Source organism: Rhodoferax sp. GW822-FHT04A08, assembly GCF_058801025.1.
On record NZ_JBXAMW010000004.1, the window covers coordinates 330,140 to 349,717 of the forward strand.

Consider the following 19,578-nt stretch of genomic DNA (forward strand, 5'->3'; position numbering starts at 1 on the left):
ACCATGCGCACAGGTATCAGCACCGCCCACTCCGTTGTAGAGCCCTCGGCGCAGACGCGCTGGGTGGCCGGCACGCTTGTCGTGTTCTACGCCCTGGTCACCATCATTCCGCTGGTGTGGATCATCATGACCGGCTTCAAGACGCCGGCTGACGCCATCAGCTATCCGCCCAAGGTGGTCTTCAGCCCCTCGGTGGAAGGTTATTGCAACCTGTTCACCACCCGCTCGCGCCAGACACGCGAATACATTGCCAGCCTGCCACCGGCCAAGGGCGATTGCGAGCGCATTGCACGCGATCAGGAGATGGTGGTGGCGGGCCCCTCCAACTTCGCGCCGCGCTTCACCAACTCGCTGATCATTGCGTTTGGTTCCACCGTGCTCTCGGTCGGCTTTGGCGTGATGGCGGCGTATGCGTTCTCGCGTTTCAAGGTGCCACTCAAGGATGACCTGCTGTTCTTCATCCTGTCCACCCGCATGATGCCGCCGATTGCGGTGGCCATCCCCATCTACCTGATGTACCGCGAGCTGGGTCTCTCCGACACGCGCTTAGGCATGATCCTGCTCTACAGCGCGGTCAATGTGTCGCTGTCGGTGTGGCTGCTCAAGGGGTTCATCGACGAGATTCCGCGCGAATACGAAGAGGCCGCCATGGTGGACGGCTACACGCGGCTGCAGGCTTTTCGCAAGGTGGTGCTGCCACAGGCGGTGACCGGCATCGTGGCCACCGCCATCTTCTGCCTGATCTTTGCCTGGAACGAATATGCCTTTGCCGTGCTGCTGACTTCCGGCGAGGCACAGACGGCACCACCCTTCATCCCCATCATCATCGGCGAGGGCGGTATGGACTGGCCGGCCGTGGCGGCGGGCACCACGCTGTTCCTGGTGCCCATCCTGGTCTTCACCGTGCTGCTGCGCAAACACCTACTGCGTGGCATCACCTTCGGCGCGGTGCGCAAATAAGGCGGAGCTCTCCATGTCACATCCTGTGCCCTCTTCCCAACCGCCAGCACCCGCGCGTGCTTGGCCGCGCTGGCTGCGCCGCAACACCCTGGAGCTGGTGGCCTGTGCTGTCATCGGCCTGGGTCTGTTGATGCTGCTGCAGCCGTTTGCGCTGGTGCTCTACACCTGGTCTTTCATCACCATGCTGGCGGGCACCGTCATGTTCATGGTGGTGTCCAAGTTTCCCGAGTAAGCACCATGGCTGAAATACGCATACACAACCTGCACAAGGCCTTTGCCGATTTCACCGCGGTGAAGGACTCCTCCTTTGTCGTCAACGATGGCGAGTTCTTCTGCCTGCTGGGGCCCTCGGGCTGCGGCAAGACCACCACGCTGCGCATGATTGCCGGGCTGGAGCTGCCGACCTCCGGCTCCATCTTTCTGGGCAATGAGGACGTTACCTTCAAGCGCGCCTCGGCCCGCGACATCGCCTTTGTGTTCCAGATGTTTGCGCTCTACCCGCACATGACGGTGCGCCAGAACATCGCATTTCCGCTGGTCTCGCAAGGCGTGCCGCGCGCCGAGATCGAGCAGCGCGTGGCCCAGGCCGCCAGCACCTTGCACATCACCCATTTGCTCAAGCGCTCGGTCTCGGGTCTGACCAGTGGCGACCGCCAGCGCGTGGCGCTGGGCCGCGCCATCGTGCGCCAACCCCTGGCCTTCATGATGGACGAACCCTTGGGCGCGTTGGATGCCGAGTTCCGCGAGCTGATGTGCCAGGAGCTGCGTGCCCTGCACGACCGACTGGGCGCCACCACCGTCTACGTCACCCACGACCAGCGCGAGGCCATGTCCATGGCCGACAAGATCGCCATCATGAACCAGGGCGTCATCGAGCAACTGGGTGCACCGCAGGAAATCTATGAACGTCCGGCCAGCGTGTTCGTGGCCGACTTCATGGGCTCACCGGCCATGAACTTCTTGCCCGTCAACGCCGCCCTGGCGCGCGGTGCCACCACCCTGCCCTTGGGAGACATTGCATTGAACATACCCGCCGTTGCCGACGACGTCAGCCAGCGCCCGCTGCTCTACGGTGTGCGGCCCGAGCACATCCGCCTGTCTGCCGATGCGCCCCTGCGCGCCGAAGTGGTGGGCGTGGAGTACCTGGGCAATTGCCAGATCGTCACGTTGAATACGGCGGTAGGCGGCACGCTGCGCGCCAAGGTGGGCGTGCAGACCCGCGCCGTGCGGGGTGACCAGGTGGGGTTGGAGCTCGATGGCAGCGAGATGACGCTGTTTGACCAGGCCAGTGGACGCGCCATCCGCACCGCACGCGATGACATTGCGCTGAGCACGGTTGGAACCCGAAAGGTGGCCCATGGCTGATCTCAGACTACAGGGCGTCAGCAAGCACTTCGGTGCCCATGCCGCGGTCAGCGATTTGAACCTCGACGTTGCCAGCGGTGAGTTCGTGGTGTTGCTCGGGCCCAGCGGCGCCGGCAAGACCACTACGCTGCGGCTGGTGGCAGGACTGGAGCGACCGGACAGCGGCTCGGTGTGGATTGACGGGCGCGACGTGACGCACACCGCACCGGCCCTGCGCGATGTGACCTTTGTGTTCCAGCAGTACTCGCTGTATCCGCACCTCACCGTGTACGACAACCTGGCGTTCCCGTTGCGCTCACCCCTGCGCAAGACCAACGAGGCCGACGTCAAGGCCAAGGTTCTCGAAGTGGCGCGCATGCTGCGCATGGAAGACAAGCTGCAGAACCCGGCCACCAAGCTCTCGGGCGGTCAGATGCAGCGCGTGGCCATAGGCCGCGCCCTGGTGCGCAACCCCTCGGTGTATCTGATGGACGAGCCCCTGTCGTCGCTGGATGCCAAGCTGCGCAACGACCTGCGCCTGGAGCTCAAGCGCATCCAGCAGGACACCGGCGCCACCATGCTCTATGTGACGCATGACCAGGTGGAGGCGCTCACGCTGGCCAACCGCATCGGTGTGCTGGACCATGGCCGCCTGGTGCAGCTGGGCACGCCGCAGCAGGTCTACCAGGACCCGGACACGGTGGCCGTTGCCAGCCGTCTGGGCTCGCCGCGCATCAACCTGATCGCACGCGCCGGTCTGCCGCAGCTTGTGATGCCCGCCAGCGTGCAGACCGTGGGTGTTCGCGCGGAACACATGCACATCCATCCGGTCGGCTCCGCCGTGTCAGCGGGCGTGCCGGCACAGGTGATGCGGTTGGAGCGCTTGAGTGACCAGCATCTGGTGCATCTGCGCCTGCTGGACAGCGCGCAGGAGCTGATCGCCTCCATCGGCCCCGGCCAGATTGCAGAGACCGGACAGGAGGTGCTGATTGAGATGACCCAATGCCTTTGGTTTGATGCAGCAGACCAACGGGTTCGACCATGACTCTTAGGAACAGGTAAACCACCATGCCATTGAAGCCACTGATTCACAACGCGACCCAAACGCTGGTCGACCATCTGGACGAGTTGACCGCGCTGGACCAGGCCATCGGTGATGGCGACCACGGCCTCAACATGAAGCGCGGCGCGCAGGCCATCCAGGCCAAGCTGCCGGAGCTCGCCGGCCTGCCGCTCAACGAGGCCCTCAAGGCCATGGGCAAGATTTGCGTCGCCATGATTGGCGGCTCATCCGGGCCGGTGTTCGGCACCTTGCTCATCACGCTGGGCAAGGAACTGCCACCGCAAGCCACGGCTGCGGACCTGGCTGTGGCACTGCGCCAGGGCATAGAAGCGCTCACCCGCCTGGGCAAGGCCGAGGTCGGTCAGAAGACCCTGCTGGACGTGCTGGACCCGGTGCAAAAAGTGCTGGCCCAGGGCGGCCCCGATCTGCTGGCGCGTGTGCGCCAATGTGCCTTCGACAGCGCGCTGGCCACCGCCGACATGGACGCCACGCGGGGCCGATCCTCCTTTCTGGGCGACCGCGCCAAGGGCCATGTGGACCCGGGCTCGCGCTCCATGGCCTTGATCATCGGCGCGCTTTGTGACACGCTGGCGCAGGCCTGATTCCCCCCATTTCAACTACCTCTTTGGACCGGCTATGAAAAACTTGATGAACAACGTGGAAACCGTGTTGCAGGAATCGCTGGACGGCTTTGCCGCGGCGCATTCCACCATCGTGACCCTGGGTGCGGAGCGCGAGTTCGTGCGGCGCAAGACCTGCAAGCCCGGCAAGGTGGCGCTGATCTCCGGAGGCGGTGCCGGCCATGAACCCTTGCACGCAGGCTTTGTGGGCCACGGCATGCTGGACGCGGCCTGCCCGGGCCAGATCTTCACCTCGCCCACACCCAACCAGATGCTCAACGCGGCACAGGCGGTGGACGGTGGCGCCGGTGTGCTGTTCATCGTCAAGAACTATTCCGGCGACATGATGAATTTCCAGATGGCCTCCGACATGCTGGACCAGGAGAACGCCATCGTCATCGTCAACGACGACGTGGCCGTGGAAGACTCTACCTACACCACCGGTAGGCGCGGTGTGGCCGGAACACTCATCATCGAAAAAATCCTGGGTGCCGCAGCGGAGCGTGGAGACAGCCTGGAGCAGTTGCAGGCCCTGGGCAATGCCGTCAACAAGGCCACCGCTTCCATGGGTGTGGCGCTGACTTCCTGCACCGTGCCCGCAGCGGGCAAGCCCACTTTCCAGATCGGCATGCACGAGATGGAAGTGGGCGTGGGCATCCACGGTGAGCCCGGTCGGCGTCGTGTGCCGCTGGCCAGTGCCGATGACATTGCCGAAGAGCTCACCAGCGCGGTGCTCAAGGACCTGGCCCTCACGGCTGGTCAGGAAGTCATCCTCCTGGTCAACGGCTTTGGCGGCACACCCATGCTGGAGCTGTACCTGATGGTCAACGCCGCACGGGGCGTGCTGGAGCGCAACGGGGTAAAGGTGGTGCGCTATCTCACCGGTTCCTATGTGACTTCGCTGGAAATGGCGGGCTGCTCCATTACCGTGACAGCGGCCAATTCGGAGTTTCTGGAACTTTGGGATGCACCGGTGCACACGGCGGCGCTGCGCTGGGGGATGTAGGGGCGTTGACCTGTGCGGACTCTCAGCTCAGGCCGCTCACGGGCAGTGCTGCACCGTGCACGGCGCGGGCCGCGTCCGATGCCAGAAAGGCGATAACCTGCGCCAGGTCATGCGGGGAAACCCAGCGCGCTGGATCGGCATTTGGCATGGAGGCCCGGTTCTCCGGGGTGTCGATGATAGAAGGCAGCACGCAGTTGACGCGGATGTTTTGCTCCCGCAATTCAGCGGCCATCGATTCGGTCAGGCGGATGACTGCACTTTTGGTGGCGCAGTAGGCTCCCATCTGCGCGGCCCCGCTCAGTGCCGACCGGGCCCCGACATTGACGATGCAGCCACTGCCTGCAGTTTGCATTTTGGGCACGACTGCACGAACCATGTTCAAGAGGGTACGGACATTGATGTCCATGAGGAAGTCCCAGTCGCCAGTGGAAGTGGTGTGCACGGCATTGCCCATGCGGAATCCGCCTGCCAGGTTGCACAGCACGTCAATGCGCCCGAATTGCTTTTCGACGGCCAGAACCGCCGCATCCACCTGTGCGGAATCCAGCAGATTGACAGCTTCCAGCATGCGCCTATCGGTTGCCTGCCCGTAGCGTTGCGTCAATGCATCGCGCTTCAAGTCCAGCAACACCAGGTTGGCACCGGAGGCGAAAAACAAGTCGGCCACAGCACCGCCAAGATTGCCCGCTGCACCGGTGATCACTACCGTTTTGTTTGAAAAGTCCATGTCACTTCGCTCCTCGTCGTGCATCATGGTAACGGCCGGTACCGTGCGTTAGCACCACGTCTTGTGGCAACACCTGCTCCGGGGCGAATTCCTGCTGGTTTTTCACCTGCTCGTACAGGGGTCCAAAGTCAATGGTGGCCAATTCCAGCAGCTCGTCGAAGCTGTTGATCACGAAATAGGTTTCCTGGAAATCGTCAATGCGATAGTGGGTGCGCATGACGCGTGGCAGATCAAAGCGCAGTCGGTTGGGCGACGTATCTTCGAGCGCAAAGATGCTTTCCGATGGCGAAGAAGCAATGCCAGCGCCATAGATGCGCAAACCGTTCTTTTGCTGCACCAGACCAAACTCGACGGTGTACCAATACACCCGTGCCAGCTTGTCGAGTGCGCCCAGTTTCCGGGCGCGCAGTCCACCGACGCCATAGGCCTGGATGTAGTCGGCAATGGCAGGATTCATCAGCATGGGAACATGACCGAACACGTCATGAAATACATCGGGCTCTTCCAGGTAGTCCAGCTCATGCGGCTTGCGGATGAAGTGACCAGCCGGGAACCGCCGGTTGGCCAGGTGTTCAAAAAATACCTCGTCGGGGACCAAGCCAGGCACCGCCACCACTTGCCACCCGGTGCGCCGCATCAGTACATCGTTCAAGCGCCTGAAATCGGGAATGGCGTCTGCCCCGATCGGCAAATCACGCATGCCTTGCACGAACTCGTCGCAGGCGCGTCCCGGCAGAAGCCGGGTCTGGCGCTCGTACAAGGTTTTCCAGGTTGCGTGTTCCTCGGCGGTGTAGCGTTCCCAGCCTTGGTCGATGGTCCAGTCGGCTCGCTCGGGCGCAATGTCATTTCCTGCGGCCAGGCCGTGCTTTTGGGAAGAAGAGCTTGTAGATGGGTTCATGGTGGTGATTACCTCGAAAGACCTGCAAAGGCCGTGTCAATGCTGTGTGCCAGATCCAGGTCGCGCTGCGACAGCCCCTGCACGTCATGGGTGGTGAGGGTGATTTCCACCCGGTTGTAGACATTGCGCCATTCGGGATGGTGGTTGCGCTTTTCAGCCAAGATGGCGATCTGGGCCATGAAGCCAAATGCCTGGGCAAAGTCAGCAAAGACCAGTTCGCGCATCATCAGGCCGCCGCGCTCGGGGCTGAAATGCCAATGGGGCCAACTCTGCTGCAGGCTGCCAAAGGTGTCCGGGTTGATAGGTTCCATGCGTGGCCTCCTTTACAGGTCCCGTGCGGCCAGCACAGTGCCCCGGCATTCGCCGAAACCGATGCGCCGGGCCTGAGATGCCTCGCATGCAGCGCGCAGAATGACGGCATCACCGTCCTGCAAAAAAGTGCGCGTCTCGCCATTGGGCAGGGCCAGCGGACGCTTGCCGCCTTGTGTCAGCTCCAGCAGGGAGCCGCCCTGTTCCGGCGCCGGGCCGGACAGGGTGCCGGTGCCCAGCAGGTCTCCTGCGCGCAAGTTGCAGCCATTGACCGTATGGTGGGCCACCAGTTGCGCAAGTGTCCAGTAGGCATCGCGCATGTTCGATTGCGAAAGCCGCACGCCGGTGCTGCCAGCTTCACGCATCGCCGGGGTTTGCAGCCAGACTTCCAGCTGTATGTTCAGCGCCCCCTGCAAACGGTTGGCTTCGCTATCGAGGTAGGGCAGTGGTTGCGGGTCGGCGGCGTCCCGCACAAATGCCGTACGGAATGGAGCCAACGCCTCCAGGGTCACCAGCCAGGGGGAGACGGTAGTGGCGAAGCTCTTGGCCAGAAACGGACCCAAAGGCTGGTACTCCCAGGTCTGCACATCGCGTGCACTCCAGTCATTGAGCAGTGTGACGCCGAAGATCGCACTTTCGGCATCTGCCATCGAAACAGGAGTGCCCTGCGCGTTGCCCGTTCCAATCCAGGCTCCCAGCTCCAATTCATAGTCCAGCCGGGCAGTGGGGCCGAAATCGGGCACGGTAGCGCCAGGCTTGAGCGTCTGGCCGCGCGGGCGATGAAACTGCTGGCCGCTGGCTCCGATGCTGGAGGCCCGTCCGTGGTAGCCGATGGGCAGCCATTTGTAGTTGGGTAGCAAGGGGTTGTCAGGGCGCAGGAGTTTGCCCACCGTGGTGGCATGGTGGATGCCGGTATAGAAGTCCGTATAGTCGCCTATCTCGCAGGGCAGGCCCAGTTCCACCTCGGTCTGTCGCAGCAAGGCCTGGGTCCATACGCCTTGCAGAGCCGATCCCTCACGCAGCCCTTCCCACAAGGCAAGACGCAAGGCACGGCGCCGTGGCACGGGCTCGGCCATCAGGCGATGCATGTCGTTGTGGTCTACAAGCCCGGTTGCGTGCAGATCCAGAACCCGGTCGCCGATGGCCACGCCGATTCGCCACGGCTCCGTCAAGTCGTGGCGAAAACGACCGAAGGGCAGGTTCTGGACGGGGAAGTCGGTGTCTGGCGCATTGGCCGATTCGACCCAGCTCCGCGTCTCGGGTGCGTGCGTGGCATCCAATGCACTCATGCTGGGGCTCCGAACTCATTGGCATGCAAAAAGGCGGCGTGCCTGGGCGCGCGCTTGGTCACGCTCCACTCTTCCAACATGGCCCACTTCACCTGATCCATCTGTGCCAGCTTGGCCTGTTCGTCGGGGTCGGGGCAGGACAACTCCAGGCGGTGGCCATTGGGATCAAAGAAGTAGATGCTGTGAAAAATGCCGTGGTCCGTCACACCCAGTACATCGACGCCCTGTTCCTCCAGGTGCGCCTTGAACTGCAGCAGCTCTGCGCGGTCCTTCACCTTGAAGGCAAGGTGCTGCACCCAGGCCGGCGTATTGGGGTCACGGCCCATAGGCGGCTGGGTGGGCAGTTCAAAGAATGCCAGCACATTGCCCTGCCCCGCATCCAGAAAGACATGCATATAGGGGTCGGGCGCCTTGGTGCTGGGTACAAGGTCTTCGGCGATGGCAAGCACAAAGTCCATGTGCAGCATCTTCTGGTACCAGAGGACCGTCTCCTTGGCGTCTTTGCAGCGGTAGGCGACGTGGTGGATGCGTTCTATTTTCATGCGACCTCCAAAGCGCCGCGGCGCACCTGATCGCGTTCCAGCGATTCAAACAAGGCTTTGAAATTGCCTTCGCCAAAGCCTTCGTCGCCCTGGCGCTGGATGAATTCAAAGAACACCGGCCCGAGCTGGGGTTGCGAGAAGATCTGCAGCAACAGGCGCGGCTTGCCGCCTTCGGTCGAGCCGTCCAGCAAAATGCCGCGCGTCTGCAGTTGCGCCACCGGCTGACCGTGTCCAGGCAGGCGGCCATCCAGCATTTCGTAGTACACGTCATTGGGCGCGGTCATCAGCGGCACACCGGCCATGGCGAGCTTGTCTACGGTGCTGACCAGGTCGTCGCAGATCAGCGCGATGTGCTGGATGCCTTCTCCGTTGAATTGCATCAGGTACTCTTCGATCTGACCACCGCCCTGGCGCGCTTCTTCGTTCAAGGGGATGCGAATTTTTCCGTCCGGGGCGGTCATGGCCTTGGAAGTCAGTCCGGTGTATTCGCCCTTGATGTCGAAATAACGGAGCTCACGGAAATTGAACAGCCGCTCATAGAAGTCTGCCCAGAAGGCCATGCGGCCGCGGTAGACGTTATGTGTCAGGTGGTCAATCAGCTTCAGGCCATGGCCTTGTGGATGGCGGTCCACGCCTTCGATGAATTCAAAGTCGATGTCATAGATGGATTTGCCGTCCTCATAGCGATCTATCAGGTACAGGGGCGCACCGCCAATGCCCTTGATGGCGGGCAGGTTGAGCTCCATCGGGCCGGGACGCAATTCCACCGGCTGGGCACCCAGCTCCAGGGCGCGGTTGTACGCATGGTGTGAATCCTTGACGCGGAACGCCATGCCGCAGGCGCTGGGCCCGTGTTCGGCAGCGAAGTAGCCGGCCACAGATTTGGGTTCGCGGTTGACAATGAAGTTGATATCGCCTTGTCGATACAGCACGACGTTCTTGGAGCGATGCCTGGCCACCAGCTGGAAGCCCATGCGCTCAAAAACCGGCTCGATCACACCAGCCAGCGGGGAGGCGAACTCCACAAATTCAAAGCCCATCAGGCCCATGGGGTTCTCGAACAAATCAGTCGTTTTCGTGGTCATGGCAAGCTCCTCGGGAATAGTGTTAGATATAGGCAAATTGTGGCCAAAGCGGAATGCAAACGGTATGCATGTTTTCTGTCAATTGCGACGTTTATGCATAATTCATGCATGAATATCAAAAGTACAGACGATTCATTGCTTGATAGCTTTGACATCAGCCTTCTTGCTGCATTGCAGCGAGACGCGTACGCCACCCACCAGCAGATCGGCGAGCGGGTGCATTTGTCCGCATCCCAGGTGAGCCGACGGGTGCAGCGCTTGCAGGCAGGAGGCTTCATCCGCCGCTATGTGGCGCTGCTGGAACCCAAAGTGTTGGGCCTGGGTGTGCGGGCGATGAGCTATGTCACGCTGACCCGCCACGGGGGTGACGAAGGCATTGCCTTCGAGAAAGAGATTGGCACCATTGCCGAAGTGCTGGAGTGCTACTCGGTGGCTGGCGAGTCGGACTACATCCTGCACATCGTGTGTGCGGACCTGGGGCAACTGTCAGAGCAGGTGCTGCGGCGCATTACCCGCATCCAGGGTGTAGGCAGTATCCGCTCAAACATCGTTCTCAACTGCATCAAGAGCAGTACTGAGCTGCCTCTTGATCATTTGAAGCGCTAGCCACCCATGCCCATCCTGTATTCCTACTTTCGCAGTTCGGCCGCCTACCGTGTGCGCATCGCGCTCAACCTCAAGGGGCTTGCATTCGACACGGTCCCTGTGCATTTGCTCAAGGACGGTGGCATGCAGCACGCGCCGGCCTATGCCGATATCAACCCGTCCCATCTGGTGCCCACGTTGATTGATCAGGGCCTGCCAATGGGCCAGTCGTTGGCCATCATGGAATACCTGGACGAGGTGTATCCCGATCCGCCACTGCTGCCTGCAGATGCCGCTGGTCGCGCCAAGGTGCGCGCACTGTCCCAACTGATTGCCTGCGACATCCATCCCTTGAACAATCTGCGCGTGCTGCACTACCTTGAGCATGATTTGGCCGTTGACGCTTCCGCCAGGGCTGCCTGGTACCAGCACTGGGTCACGCTGGGCTTTGAGGCTCTGGAGCGCATGCTGCAAACGCAGCCCCAGGCAAGCATCTTCTGCACCGGTGACGTCCCCGGTATGGCGGAGTGCTGCTTGGTGCCGCAGATGTATAACGCCAGGCGGTTCCAGGTCCCGCTGGATGCCTACCCCCGGCTATGCAGCGTGGAGGCTGCCTGCCAGCAACTGGATGCATTCCAGAGGGCGGCGCCGCACATGCAGCCTGACGCCCAGTAACGCGCCGCGCCGCAAGATGTCAGGGCATCATGCGGCGGCCAGCAGCCCCACCTTGGCGGACGCTGATTCCTTGGATGGATTGGCCGTGCCAAACTGGATATCACCCGTCAACTGGCCACCTTCCTCGATCACCAGTTTGCCGTAACGGATCTTGCCGCTCACGCGTCCGGTGGAATAGACCACCAGTTTTTCGCGCACCGTCAGATCACCGTTGAAGGCGCCGTGAATCTCGGCGTAGTCAATCTCCGCCGAGCCCTTGAATGCGCCGATTGAGGTGATGTGCATGACGCGCGAGTCCATCGTGGCTTCCACCGTGCCTTCAACAATCAATGTGTCGCAGTCGGTGATTTCCACACCCTTGAGCTTGATGTTGGGCCCCACCGTGAGCTTGCTGCCACCCTCCTTGATGGGTGCGCCGGATATCGCCGGCGTGGCCGCACTCTCGATAGGCGCCGCAGGTGCCTGAACGGGTGCTGGCGTCGGTGCCGGGGCTACCGGTGCCGCTCCAGCGGCGACCGGGTGCGAGCCTGCGACGGCGCCGGGTTGGCCCGGGAGCGGACGGGAAGCAAGGGGATCGTTGGGGCGTTTACCAAAGAATGCGGGTTGCAATGCCATCGTGGTACTTTCAGAGATGAAGAGACTGCATGCTAGCCCCGTCATCTCGCAAATGCCCTTGGTCAATTGCAACATCTATGGTTCATGTGCGACCAAATGTATGTGCCGTCAATGACACCCCACGCGACTACGCTGCGGCCCGGACAAAGTCGATGAACGCGCGCAGCGGTGCCGGTGGAAGCTTTCTACCCGGGTAGTACAAGAACGGCCCCGAAAAACGGGGCCACCAGGCCTCGAGCACGGGCTCCAGTGCACCGCTGTCGAGTTGGGGGCGCAGCCACTCGTCAAACAGGTACACCAGGCCCGTTCCGGCCATTGCTGTTTCAACCAGAAGATCAACTGCTGAGCCGATTTGCACGATGAGCGGACCGGCGGGCGTGATGCGTACCACCTCGCCTTTACGTTCGAACTCCCACGTGGGCATGGCGCCGCTGGCAAAGCGCCCGCGCAGGCAGGCGTGATGCAGCAACTCGCTGGGGTGCTGAGGGCGTCCACACCGATCCAGATAGCCCGGCGATGCGGCCAATGCGAAACGCTGCACGCGGGGCCCGATGGGCACGGCAATCATGTCCTTTTCCAGTCGTTCCTCGTAACGAATGCCTGCGTCGCACCCGACCGCAATCACATCCACAAAGCTGTCGTCCGCGAATACTTCCAGCTGGATGTCGGGGTAGGCTTCGAGAAAGGCGGGAATGATCGCTGGCAAAACCAGCCGTGCAGCACTGACCGCCGCATTGAGCCGCAGTGTGCCCGCCGGCCGATCACGAAAACCATTGACCACGTCGAGTGCGGATTGCACTTCGGTCAACGCGGGTGCAAGCCGCTCAATCAGGCGTTGCCCGGCCTCGGTTGGAACAACGCTGCGCGTCGTGCGATGGAGCAGCCGGACACCGAGTTGGGTTTCCAGACGGCGCACTGCCTCGCTCAGGCCAGAGGCGCTGGTTCCGCTGGCCCGGGCACCCACGCGGAAACCGCCGGCACGCGCAACGGCAAGGAATGCATTCAAATCGCCGAGGTCAGCTTCCATTGTTCAGTAATTCGTACAACCCGTGCGCATTGTGGCGGATTGTCGAACAAAGGGTGGGCACCTACCATTCGCCCACTTCAACCCCACGGGAACCTCGACCATGTCGCACCACGCTTCACACTCCATCTACCCACTCGGCCGCCGCTCGGTCAATCGGCTCGGCTATGGTGCCATGCAGCTCGCGGGCCCCGGTGTCTTCGGTCCGCCCAAAGACCGCGATGCTGCGCTGGCGGTTCTGCGCGAAGCCCTTGCCAGCGGCGTGGACCATATCGACACTTCCGATTTCTATGGACCGCACGTCACCAATCAGATCATCCGCGAGGCATTGCATCCGTACCCTGATCACCTCACCATCGTTACCAAGATCAGCGCGCGCCGCGGTGCCGATGGTGCCTGGCTACCCGCCATGTCAAGCGATGAATTGATACAGGCAGTTCATGACAATCTGCGCAATCTGGGACTGGACGTGTTGGATGTCGTGAACCTGCGCAGCATGCTTGGTGTGCATGGTCCTGTCGAAGGCTCGCTGGAGGAGCCGTTGACGGTTCTGGCCGAATTGCAGCAGCAAGGGCTGGTGCGCCACATCGGCCTGAGCAACGTCACGCCCACGCAGGTTGCGCAAGGGCGTTCTATTTGCGAGATCGTGTGCGTGCAAAACATGTACAACCTGGCCCATCGCGATGACGACGGAATGATTGACGACCTGGCTCAGCAAGGCATCGCCTACGTGCCGTTCTTTCCGCTGGGCGGCTTCACACCGCTGCAGTCTTCGGCGCTTTCGGGCGTTGCGCATCAACTCGGTGCCACACCCATGCAAGTGGCCCTGGCCTGGCTGTTGCAGCGTTCTCCCAACATCCTTTTGATACCCGGCACATCGTCCGTGGCCCATCTGCGGGAGAACCTGGCCGCGGCGCAGCTGACACTGACTTCAGCCACATTGGCGCAGCTGGACACAATCACGCAATAGGTGCCACCGGCCAATTGCGCAACGGGATCAGTTTGTACGGCAGTCTCGCCGCGCACATCCGCCATTTCCTAAGCATCAGCAACTGCCTGAAATTGGCGTCTGTAAGCCGTGGGGGACACACCATAGCGGGCAACAAAATGCTGGCGCAGCGACACCGGTGAGCCAAAGCCGGAGTCCAGTGCAATGGCCTCCACCGATCGGTCAGACGACTCCAGCAACTGGCTGGCACGTGCCAGTCGCTGCCAGGTGAGCCATTGCACCAGCGTGGTTCCGGTCGTGCGCTGAAAGTGTCGGGTAAAAGTGCGTCGACTCATGGCCAGCCGTGCGGCCAGCGTATCGATGTCGTGGGCATGGTTCAGCCGCGTCTGCAGCCACTCCAGCAATTCATGCATGCGACCTCCCCGCCCGGTCTGGGGAATCACCTCTTCAATGAACTGTGACTGGCCCCCGGTGCGATGCGGGGCCACCACCAGACGGCGCGCCACGCGGTTGGCCAGGGTGGCACCGCACCAGGTGCGCAAAAGGTGCAGGCAGCAATCGATGCTGGCTGCCGTACCCGCGGAGGTAACGACGCGGTCTTCATCCACGTAGAGCACACTGGGGTCCAGACGTACCAGCGGATAGCGGCTGGCAAACAGCGAGGCCCAGTGCCAGTGGGTGGTGGCCTTTCTGCCATCCAGCAAGCCAGCTTGCGCCAGCACGAAGGCACCCAGGCAAAGACCCACTACCGTGGCGCCGCGCCGGTGTGCAGCCACCAGAGCACGCAGCAGCGCCTCTGGTGGGCGCTCGTCCACGTCACGCCAACTCGGTATCACCACCACATCCGCATTGCGCAGAGCACCCAGGCCATGTTTGGCATCAATGCGGAATCCGGCGGACGTCGACAGTGGTCCGGACTCGACGGCGCAAACCGCAAAGTCAAACGGTGCAACGCCTATGTCCGAACGGTCTTCGCCGAATACCAGACATGGCACCGACAGATGGAACGGGCTTATCCCATCGAAAGCAACCACGACGATGTGCCGCGGCTTACCCGATGTTTTCCTGGCGGAGAGTGACGAAGTGACAGCCGGTGCGCGACGGGTGGACATGACCCAATTCTATCGAAGAATGGCATTCGGGCCACTCGTCAAATAGGCGACCAACTTCCAGAATTCCTACTCATCTTCTACACACCGAAAGGAACACACCATGAGCACCACACCCCGCCGCGCACTGATCGTCATCGACGTTCAGAACGAATACATCACCGGCAATCTGAGGATTGAATACCCACCCATTGACATCTCGCTATCCAACATCGGCCACGCCATGGACGTGGCGCATGCAGCCGGTGTTCCCGTCATCGTGGTGCAGAACCGCACTGCGCCCACTGCTCCGCTGTTTGCACATGGGTCGGATGGATGGGCGCTGCACGACGTGGTTGCATCACGACCGCGCGACCACTATGTGGAGAAGACGCTGCCCAGCGCATTCACCGAAACCAATCTGGAAGCCTGGCTGAAGTCAAAGAACATCGACACACTGACGGTCGCGGGCTACATGACACACAACTGTGATGCGTCCACCGTCTTCGACGCGGTGCACCGCGGACTCACGGTGGAATTTCTGGCCGACGCAACCGGCGCAGTGCCCTATCGCAATGAGGCCGGCTACGCCAGCGCCATGGACATCCACCGGGTATTCAGCGTGGTCATGCACTCGCGCTTCGCTGCAGTCGTCACCACACAGACATGGGCAGAAGCTGTTCGTGCAGGCACGGTACTCGCACGCAGCAACATCCACGCATCCAATCAACAGGCGCTGCAATGGTGAGTTGATGGGCCAGCGCCGACTTCAGCCGGAAAGAACAGCGCAGTCTTGACGTTCAACGCCTCCACCAGAACTCCTTTCATCAGGTAAAGGGCACCCACGTACTTGACCAAGTCATAGGCAATGCCCGGTCCCGGTGTGATGGCCTAGCGGGTGCGCAATGCCGCCGTCCCCGTAGATGCGTACGACCTGCGCTATGACGACCTGGTAGCCCCTGAGCCATTGCGCCTGCTTCTCCTTGGCGGCGACGTGCGCAGGGTGTTTGATCAAGGTCTGCAGTGCCTCGAGGGTCTCCCAGTAGTACACATTGGAAATCAGACCCGTGGCCGGGTTCTCCCACGCTTCTTCGCCCAGGTAGCCTGGGATGGATTTCGCAAGCGCGGCAATCTCGGCATCGAGCGCAAAGAACGCATCATCGAACACGCCCTTGGCAAAAATGAAAGTGGCGCTGTACACCGTGCTCAACCGGCTTTGCGCATGGCGTGTGCCATGGCGTTGTTTCCACGTGCCTCCAGCGTGTCGGCTGCACCCAGGCGATCACGCTCCTCCCGGTTCTGGCTGAGCTTGGTCTTGCCCACCAGCGAGCTCAAGGTGATCTCGATTCCCACTACATTGCGCAGCATGGCGTCTATGTACTCTGGCGCGGAGTCGCCCATCTTCCAGGGCTTGGGTTCGGTGGCCTCGTGCCGGCGCGTGAGATGGGCCAGCAGACGTCGCAGAAAGCGCTCGTCGTCGTGAATGGTGAGAGTGCCGTGGGCATGCACCACCTCGTAGTTCCAGGTCGGCACCTGGCGATGGGTCTCATGCTTGCTGGGGTACCAGTTGGGCGAAATGTAGGCCTGCACTCCACGGAACACCACCATCACAGGCGTGCCGGTCGGACAGCGCTGCCACAGGGGATTGGCGCGGGCCACGTGTGCGAGCAAAGCGCCGTGTGCTCCGGTGGCTGCATCCAGCTCAAACGGAATGTGGTCCGCATCCAGACCAGCGTCGCCATGGGTCACCAGCATTCCCAGCGGATTCTCGCGAACGATACGGTGCAGCTCGTCAGATCGGGTTTCGGCAAAGTGGGCAGGGATGTACATCGTGGTGTTGGAGCAGGGGTTGAACGGAATGATGGCAACTGTCGCCTGAAACCGGCACAATGAGAAGAACCAGTTTTTCACAATATTCATGGGCCAGTTGACAAGTCGATCCACATCCCAACGCGTTGCCAACGGAGCCGGACGCGGCATCTATGCGTTGCTGCGGGCCCAGATCAACGACGGTACCTTGCCAGCGGGCGCCCGCGCACCTTCTACACGCAGCCTTGCGGCCGAACTGGGTGTATCGCGCACGACCGTCACGGCAGCCTACGAGCAGCTTGCAGCCGAGGGCTATCTGGCTACCTCCACGGGTCGGGTGGCCAGAGTCACCAAACGATTCACTGCCTCTGCCGCACCCGCCATGCCGGGCAAACGCCAGGCCCGGCCGAATCCCGCACTGTCTGATTTCGGGCGCCGCCTCAGCGCGATCGGCATGCCCGCGCTGCCGCATACCGAGCCACTGCGGTTTGACTTTCTCTACGGGGCAGTGGCCCATCGCGATTTCCCCACGCTGGCATGGCGGCGGGCTTACCAGTCGGAGTTGCTGCAACAGCAGCGCCGCCTGTACTACGTCCCTCCCGAAGGTGATGAGCGGCTGCGTCAGGCGGTGCAGGGCTATCTGCGGCGGGCCCGGGGCCTGGCCTGCAGCGCCGAGCAGATTCTGATCGTGCATGGCTCGCAGCAGGCCATCGATCTGTGCGCGCGGCTGCTGCTCAATGCCGGCGACATCTTTGTGTTTGAAGATCCCGGCTACCTGATGGCACGCCGCTGTTTCGAGGCCACGGGTGCACGCTGCTGTCCCGTGCCTGTGGATGCACAGGGCATGGATACTGGCCAATTGCCCCACGCGGACGGCGCCCGCCTGGTCTACGCAACACCCTCCCACCAGTTTCCACTGGGAGGCGTGCTGCCGATCGGGCGACGCCAGGAACTGCTGCAGTGGGCACGGCGCCAGAACGCCTGGATCGTGGAAGACGACTACGACGGCGAGTTCCGCTACGGGCAGCGCCCCATCGACGCGCTGCAGTCCATTGATGGCGATGGCCGTGTGATTTATGTCGGCACATTCTCCAAGGCATTGTCTCCGCAGCTGCGGATCGGCTATATGGTACTGCCGGTGGAATTGGTGCCTGTATTCCGGCAGGCCAAGCGCCTGACAGACCGGCATGCACCCGTGCTGGAGCAGCGGGTGCTGGCTGCATTGATACAGAGCGGTGCGTACGAACGCCATGTGCGACGCATGCGTCGTGAAAACGAGCGTCGCCGCGCAGCCTTGCTGGATGCCGTGGCACAGTACCTTCCCGAGGAAGCGCAAGTAAGGGGCACCGCTGCGGGTCTGCATGTGGTGTTGTGGCTGCCCTTTTTGCGTCCCGGTGACGAGCCGGCTCTGGTGGCTGCGGCGCGCGCGGTGGGTGTGGGTATCTATCCGGTGTCCACACTGTTTGCGAGCCTGGAATCTGCCGCGTACCGGCCCGCCGGTTTCATTCTGGGATATGCCAGTCTGACGGTTGAGCAGATTCAGCAAGGCATGCGCATTCTGGGTGCGTTGCTCGCCACATGGACCCCGGCGCATTGACTATCTTGCGCATGGTCAAGGATTTCTCCTCGGCGAAGCCTATATTTGTGGCGATGCCATTCACTGGCAACATGAAGGAGAAGGACCATGGACGTTGTCATCATTGGCGCCGGCTCGGCTGGCGTGCGCGCGGCAGAGACTTTGCGTGAAACCCGTGCCGATGCGCACATCACACTGGTCAGCGGCGAACCGGGTGAGCCCTATGCGCGCATGGCCATCCCCTACATCCTCAGTGGAAACATAGACGACGATGGAGCGCGCCAGCGCCGCTCGCACCACCACCTCGAAGGGCTTGGCATCCGCTACCTCCATGCCAAGGCGTTGCGGGTGCACGCCGGGCCGGACGGCGGCCTGGTCGATCTGGACGATGGTTCGCAACTGCGATATGACCGTCTGCTGGTGGCAACCGGCTCATCGCCCAGCTTGCCACCGTTGCCCGGCACCGATCTGCCGGGTGTGATGTCGTGCTGGACCCTGGAGGATGCGCACAAGATTGCGCCCAGTCTGGTCCCTGGCGCGCGCGTGGTCTTGTTGGGCGCCGGCTTCGTGGCCGGGGTCTGCATGAAGGCGCTGGTGAGCCGAGGTGTGCGGCTATCCGTAGTGGCGGGCCGTTCGGGCCAGATCCTGCGTTCCATGATGACGCCAGTGGGCAGCCGCATGCTGCAGCGCTGGCTGGAGGGTCGCGGTGTGAACGTCATCACCACCGGGCGCACCCTGCGCATAGAACCCGGTCCGCGCCTGGTCATGGACACAGGCACCATTGATGCCGACCTCATCATTCTGGCAACCGGCGTGCATCCGAACGTGTCGTTCCTCGCAAACACCGGCGTGGAAATCCGCAGCGGAATCGTGATTGACCCGCACATGCGCACCTCGGTCCCACACATCTACGCGGCGGGTGACGTGGCCGAAGGGCGCGACTTTTCCACCGGTGAATGGGTGGTGCACGCACTGCAGCCCACGGCTACCGAGCATGGACGCATCGCGGCGCTCAACATGGCCGGCAAGGACGTGCCCTACATCGGCAGCCTGGGCATGAATGTGCTGGACTCGGTCGGGCTCGTATCGCACACCTTTGGTCTGTGGCAGGGCGTTGACGGCGGTGAAAGCACCGAAGTGGTCGATGAGGCCAACTTCATCTATACCCGACTGTGCTTCGATGGCGACCAGCTGGTGGGCGCCATCACCATCGGCCATCCGCAGCACGTGGGCGCCATACGCGGGCTGATCCAGTCGCGCCGACACCTGGGGGCATGGAAGGAACGGCTGCTGAAGAATCCGGAACTGGTGATGGACGCGCAGGTGGATCTCAACCGCGGCTAGGGTTTGTGCGCTCTTGACACATGGGGGGCATTGAACGACTGTGCCTGCTCCAAGGCCCACGCCGGAGCAG

Annotated in this window: 23 protein-coding genes; 12 read left to right on the top strand and 11 right to left on the bottom strand. The window is 62.1% G+C overall.

What is annotated here, in order from left to right:
• Window positions 1–3: 3 nt before the first annotated feature.
• Genes AC1RMF_RS11225 through dhaK form a run of 6 tightly spaced genes read left to right on the top strand, consistent with a single transcriptional unit; the run spans window position 4 to window position 4,993 of the window.
• Window positions 4–960 (top strand): carbohydrate ABC transporter permease, encoded by a 957-nt coding sequence (locus AC1RMF_RS11225; protein ID WP_342619980.1) that lies wholly within the window; start codon window positions 4–6, stop codon window positions 958–960.
• A 13-nt stretch (window positions 961–973) separates the two neighbouring features.
• Window positions 974–1,192, top strand: a complete 219-nt coding sequence (locus tag AC1RMF_RS11230) for a hypothetical protein (protein ID WP_342619981.1) — start codon at window positions 974–976, stop codon at window positions 1,190–1,192.
• A gap of 5 nt (window positions 1,193–1,197) precedes the next feature.
• Window positions 1,198–2,325: an ABC transporter ATP-binding protein gene (locus AC1RMF_RS11235; RefSeq protein ID WP_493141514.1), complete on the top strand. Its 1,128-nt coding sequence runs from the start codon at window positions 1,198–1,200 to the stop codon at window positions 2,323–2,325.
• Complete coding sequence (locus AC1RMF_RS11240; RefSeq protein ID WP_493141515.1) at window positions 2,318–3,349, top strand: ABC transporter ATP-binding protein; 1,032 nt, start codon at window positions 2,318–2,320, stop codon at window positions 3,347–3,349. The genes AC1RMF_RS11235 and AC1RMF_RS11240 overlap by 8 nt, the downstream gene beginning before the upstream one ends.
• A 23-nt stretch (window positions 3,350–3,372) precedes the next feature.
• Window positions 3,373–3,969 (top strand): dihydroxyacetone kinase subunit DhaL, encoded by a 597-nt coding sequence (dhaL, locus tag AC1RMF_RS11245; protein WP_493141516.1) that lies wholly within the window; start codon window positions 3,373–3,375, stop codon window positions 3,967–3,969.
• 34 nt (window positions 3,970–4,003) lie between these two features.
• Window positions 4,004–4,993 (top strand): dihydroxyacetone kinase subunit DhaK, encoded by a 990-nt coding sequence (dhaK, locus tag AC1RMF_RS11250; protein WP_493141517.1) that lies wholly within the window; start codon window positions 4,004–4,006, stop codon window positions 4,991–4,993.
• Window positions 4,994–5,015: 22 nt separating this feature from the next.
• Here the strand turns inward: dhaK and AC1RMF_RS11255 are convergent, their stop codons facing one another.
• From AC1RMF_RS11255 to hppD, 6 genes are read right to left on the bottom strand one after another with little or no spacing between them, the layout of a single operon-like run.
• The gene (locus tag AC1RMF_RS11255) at window positions 5,016–5,720 is read right to left on the bottom strand and encodes an SDR family oxidoreductase (RefSeq protein ID WP_493141518.1); all 705 of its coding nucleotides are present in this window, start codon (window positions 5,718–5,720) and stop codon (window positions 5,016–5,018) included.
• Window position 5,721: 1 nt separating this feature from the next.
• Complete coding sequence (phhA, locus tag AC1RMF_RS11260) at window positions 5,722–6,618, bottom strand: phenylalanine 4-monooxygenase (RefSeq protein WP_493141519.1); 897 nt, start codon at window positions 6,616–6,618, stop codon at window positions 5,722–5,724.
• An 8-nt stretch (window positions 6,619–6,626) separates the two neighbouring features.
• A complete protein-coding gene (locus AC1RMF_RS11265) occupies window positions 6,627–6,929 on the bottom strand; it encodes a 4a-hydroxytetrahydrobiopterin dehydratase (RefSeq protein WP_493141520.1) in 303 nt (100 codons plus the stop codon).
• A 12-nt stretch (window positions 6,930–6,941) separates the two neighbouring features.
• The gene (fahA, locus tag AC1RMF_RS11270; protein WP_493141521.1) at window positions 6,942–8,216 is read right to left on the bottom strand and encodes a fumarylacetoacetase; all 1,275 of its coding nucleotides are present in this window, start codon (window positions 8,214–8,216) and stop codon (window positions 6,942–6,944) included.
• Entirely contained in the window at window positions 8,213–8,758 is a 546-nt protein-coding gene (locus tag AC1RMF_RS11275) for a VOC family protein (RefSeq protein ID WP_493141522.1), read from the bottom strand. The genes fahA and AC1RMF_RS11275 overlap by 4 nt, the downstream gene beginning before the upstream one ends.
• Complete coding sequence (hppD, locus tag AC1RMF_RS11280; protein ID WP_342619991.1) at window positions 8,755–9,843, bottom strand: 4-hydroxyphenylpyruvate dioxygenase; 1,089 nt, start codon at window positions 9,841–9,843, stop codon at window positions 8,755–8,757. The genes AC1RMF_RS11275 and hppD overlap by 4 nt, the downstream gene beginning before the upstream one ends.
• A 108-nt stretch (window positions 9,844–9,951) precedes the next feature.
• Here hppD and AC1RMF_RS11285 point away from each other — a divergent pair, with 108 nt between their 5' ends.
• Both AC1RMF_RS11285 and maiA read left to right on the top strand, forming a co-directional pair.
• On the top strand, window positions 9,952–10,449 hold the full coding sequence (locus AC1RMF_RS11285; RefSeq protein ID WP_493141523.1) for an Lrp/AsnC family transcriptional regulator: 498 nt from the start codon (window positions 9,952–9,954) through the stop codon (window positions 10,447–10,449).
• Window positions 10,450–10,455: 6 nt separating this feature from the next.
• Complete coding sequence (gene maiA / locus AC1RMF_RS11290) at window positions 10,456–11,103, top strand: maleylacetoacetate isomerase (RefSeq protein WP_493141524.1); 648 nt, start codon at window positions 10,456–10,458, stop codon at window positions 11,101–11,103.
• Window positions 11,104–11,130: 27 nt separating this feature from the next.
• Here the strand turns inward: maiA and AC1RMF_RS11295 are convergent, their stop codons facing one another.
• Window positions 11,131–11,718: a bactofilin family protein gene (locus tag AC1RMF_RS11295; protein ID WP_342619994.1), complete on the bottom strand. Its 588-nt coding sequence runs from the start codon at window positions 11,716–11,718 to the stop codon at window positions 11,131–11,133.
• A gap of 127 nt (window positions 11,719–11,845) precedes the next feature.
• Window positions 11,846–12,745 (bottom strand): LysR family transcriptional regulator, encoded by a 900-nt coding sequence (locus tag AC1RMF_RS11300; protein WP_342619995.1) that lies wholly within the window; start codon window positions 12,743–12,745, stop codon window positions 11,846–11,848.
• 100 nt (window positions 12,746–12,845) lie between these two features.
• Here AC1RMF_RS11300 and AC1RMF_RS11305 point away from each other — a divergent pair, with 100 nt between their 5' ends.
• Window positions 12,846–13,712, top strand: coding sequence for an aldo/keto reductase family oxidoreductase (locus tag AC1RMF_RS11305; protein ID WP_493141525.1), 867 nt, complete (start codon window positions 12,846–12,848; stop codon window positions 13,710–13,712).
• A gap of 68 nt (window positions 13,713–13,780) precedes the next feature.
• Here AC1RMF_RS11305 and AC1RMF_RS11310 read toward each other — a convergent pair whose 3' ends face one another.
• A complete protein-coding gene (locus AC1RMF_RS11310) occupies window positions 13,781–14,803 on the bottom strand; it encodes a GlxA family transcriptional regulator (protein WP_493141526.1) in 1,023 nt (340 codons plus the stop codon).
• A 100-nt stretch (window positions 14,804–14,903) separates the two neighbouring features.
• On the opposite strand from AC1RMF_RS11310, the gene AC1RMF_RS11315 reads away from it, so the two are divergent.
• Window positions 14,904–15,527, top strand: coding sequence for a cysteine hydrolase family protein (locus AC1RMF_RS11315; RefSeq protein ID WP_342619998.1), 624 nt, complete (start codon window positions 14,904–14,906; stop codon window positions 15,525–15,527).
• 111 nt (window positions 15,528–15,638) lie between these two features.
• Here the strand turns inward: AC1RMF_RS11315 and AC1RMF_RS11320 are convergent, their stop codons facing one another.
• Both AC1RMF_RS11320 and AC1RMF_RS11325 read right to left on the bottom strand, forming a co-directional pair.
• A complete protein-coding gene (locus AC1RMF_RS11320) occupies window positions 15,639–15,980 on the bottom strand; it encodes an antibiotic biosynthesis monooxygenase family protein (RefSeq protein ID WP_493141527.1) in 342 nt (113 codons plus the stop codon).
• Window positions 15,981–15,985: 5 nt separating this feature from the next.
• Window positions 15,986–16,609, bottom strand: a complete 624-nt coding sequence (locus tag AC1RMF_RS11325; protein ID WP_342620000.1) for an FMN-binding negative transcriptional regulator — start codon at window positions 16,607–16,609, stop codon at window positions 15,986–15,988.
• Between the two features lie 88 nt (window positions 16,610–16,697).
• Between AC1RMF_RS11325 and pdxR the strand changes: the two genes are divergently transcribed.
• Both pdxR and AC1RMF_RS11335 read left to right on the top strand, forming a co-directional pair.
• Complete coding sequence (gene pdxR / locus AC1RMF_RS11330; RefSeq protein WP_493141528.1) at window positions 16,698–18,185, top strand: MocR-like pyridoxine biosynthesis transcription factor PdxR; 1,488 nt, start codon at window positions 16,698–16,700, stop codon at window positions 18,183–18,185.
• Between the two features lie 87 nt (window positions 18,186–18,272).
• On the top strand, window positions 18,273–19,508 hold the full coding sequence (locus AC1RMF_RS11335; RefSeq protein ID WP_493141529.1) for an NAD(P)/FAD-dependent oxidoreductase: 1,236 nt from the start codon (window positions 18,273–18,275) through the stop codon (window positions 19,506–19,508).
• Window positions 19,509–19,578: the final 70 nt, after the last annotated feature.

Coding starts and splice junctions, on each gene's coding strand:
- AC1RMF_RS11225 (WP_342619980.1), top strand. CDS start 4: ATGCGCACAGGTATCAGCACCGCCCACTCCGTTGTAGAGCCCTCGGCG.
- AC1RMF_RS11230 (WP_342619981.1), top strand. CDS start 974: ATGTCACATCCTGTGCCCTCTTCCCAACCGCCAGCACCCGCGCGTGCT.
- AC1RMF_RS11235 (WP_493141514.1), top strand. CDS start 1,198: ATGGCTGAAATACGCATACACAACCTGCACAAGGCCTTTGCCGATTTC.
- AC1RMF_RS11240 (WP_493141515.1), top strand. CDS start 2,318: ATGGCTGATCTCAGACTACAGGGCGTCAGCAAGCACTTCGGTGCCCAT.
- dhaL (WP_493141516.1), top strand. CDS start 3,373: ATGCCATTGAAGCCACTGATTCACAACGCGACCCAAACGCTGGTCGAC.
- dhaK (WP_493141517.1), top strand. CDS start 4,004: ATGAAAAACTTGATGAACAACGTGGAAACCGTGTTGCAGGAATCGCTG.
- AC1RMF_RS11255 (WP_493141518.1), bottom strand. CDS start 5,720: ATGGACTTTTCAAACAAAACGGTAGTGATCACCGGTGCAGCGGGCAAT.
- phhA (WP_493141519.1), bottom strand. CDS start 6,618: ATGAACCCATCTACAAGCTCTTCTTCCCAAAAGCACGGCCTGGCCGCA.
- AC1RMF_RS11265 (WP_493141520.1), bottom strand. CDS start 6,929: ATGGAACCTATCAACCCGGACACCTTTGGCAGCCTGCAGCAGAGTTGG.
- fahA (WP_493141521.1), bottom strand. CDS start 8,216: ATGAGTGCATTGGATGCCACGCACGCACCCGAGACGCGGAGCTGGGTC.
- AC1RMF_RS11275 (WP_493141522.1), bottom strand. CDS start 8,758: ATGAAAATAGAACGCATCCACCACGTCGCCTACCGCTGCAAAGACGCC.
- hppD (WP_342619991.1), bottom strand. CDS start 9,843: ATGACCACGAAAACGACTGATTTGTTCGAGAACCCCATGGGCCTGATG.
- AC1RMF_RS11285 (WP_493141523.1), top strand. CDS start 9,952: ATGAATATCAAAAGTACAGACGATTCATTGCTTGATAGCTTTGACATC.
- maiA (WP_493141524.1), top strand. CDS start 10,456: ATGCCCATCCTGTATTCCTACTTTCGCAGTTCGGCCGCCTACCGTGTG.
- AC1RMF_RS11295 (WP_342619994.1), bottom strand. CDS start 11,718: ATGGCATTGCAACCCGCATTCTTTGGTAAACGCCCCAACGATCCCCTT.
- AC1RMF_RS11300 (WP_342619995.1), bottom strand. CDS start 12,745: ATGGAAGCTGACCTCGGCGATTTGAATGCATTCCTTGCCGTTGCGCGT.
- AC1RMF_RS11305 (WP_493141525.1), top strand. CDS start 12,846: ATGTCGCACCACGCTTCACACTCCATCTACCCACTCGGCCGCCGCTCG.
- AC1RMF_RS11310 (WP_493141526.1), bottom strand. CDS start 14,803: ATGTCCACCCGTCGCGCACCGGCTGTCACTTCGTCACTCTCCGCCAGG.
- AC1RMF_RS11315 (WP_342619998.1), top strand. CDS start 14,904: ATGAGCACCACACCCCGCCGCGCACTGATCGTCATCGACGTTCAGAAC.
- AC1RMF_RS11325 (WP_342620000.1), bottom strand. CDS start 16,609: ATGTACATCCCTGCCCACTTTGCCGAAACCCGATCTGACGAGCTGCAC.
- pdxR (WP_493141528.1), top strand. CDS start 16,698: ATGGGCCAGTTGACAAGTCGATCCACATCCCAACGCGTTGCCAACGGA.
- AC1RMF_RS11335 (WP_493141529.1), top strand. CDS start 18,273: ATGGACGTTGTCATCATTGGCGCCGGCTCGGCTGGCGTGCGCGCGGCA.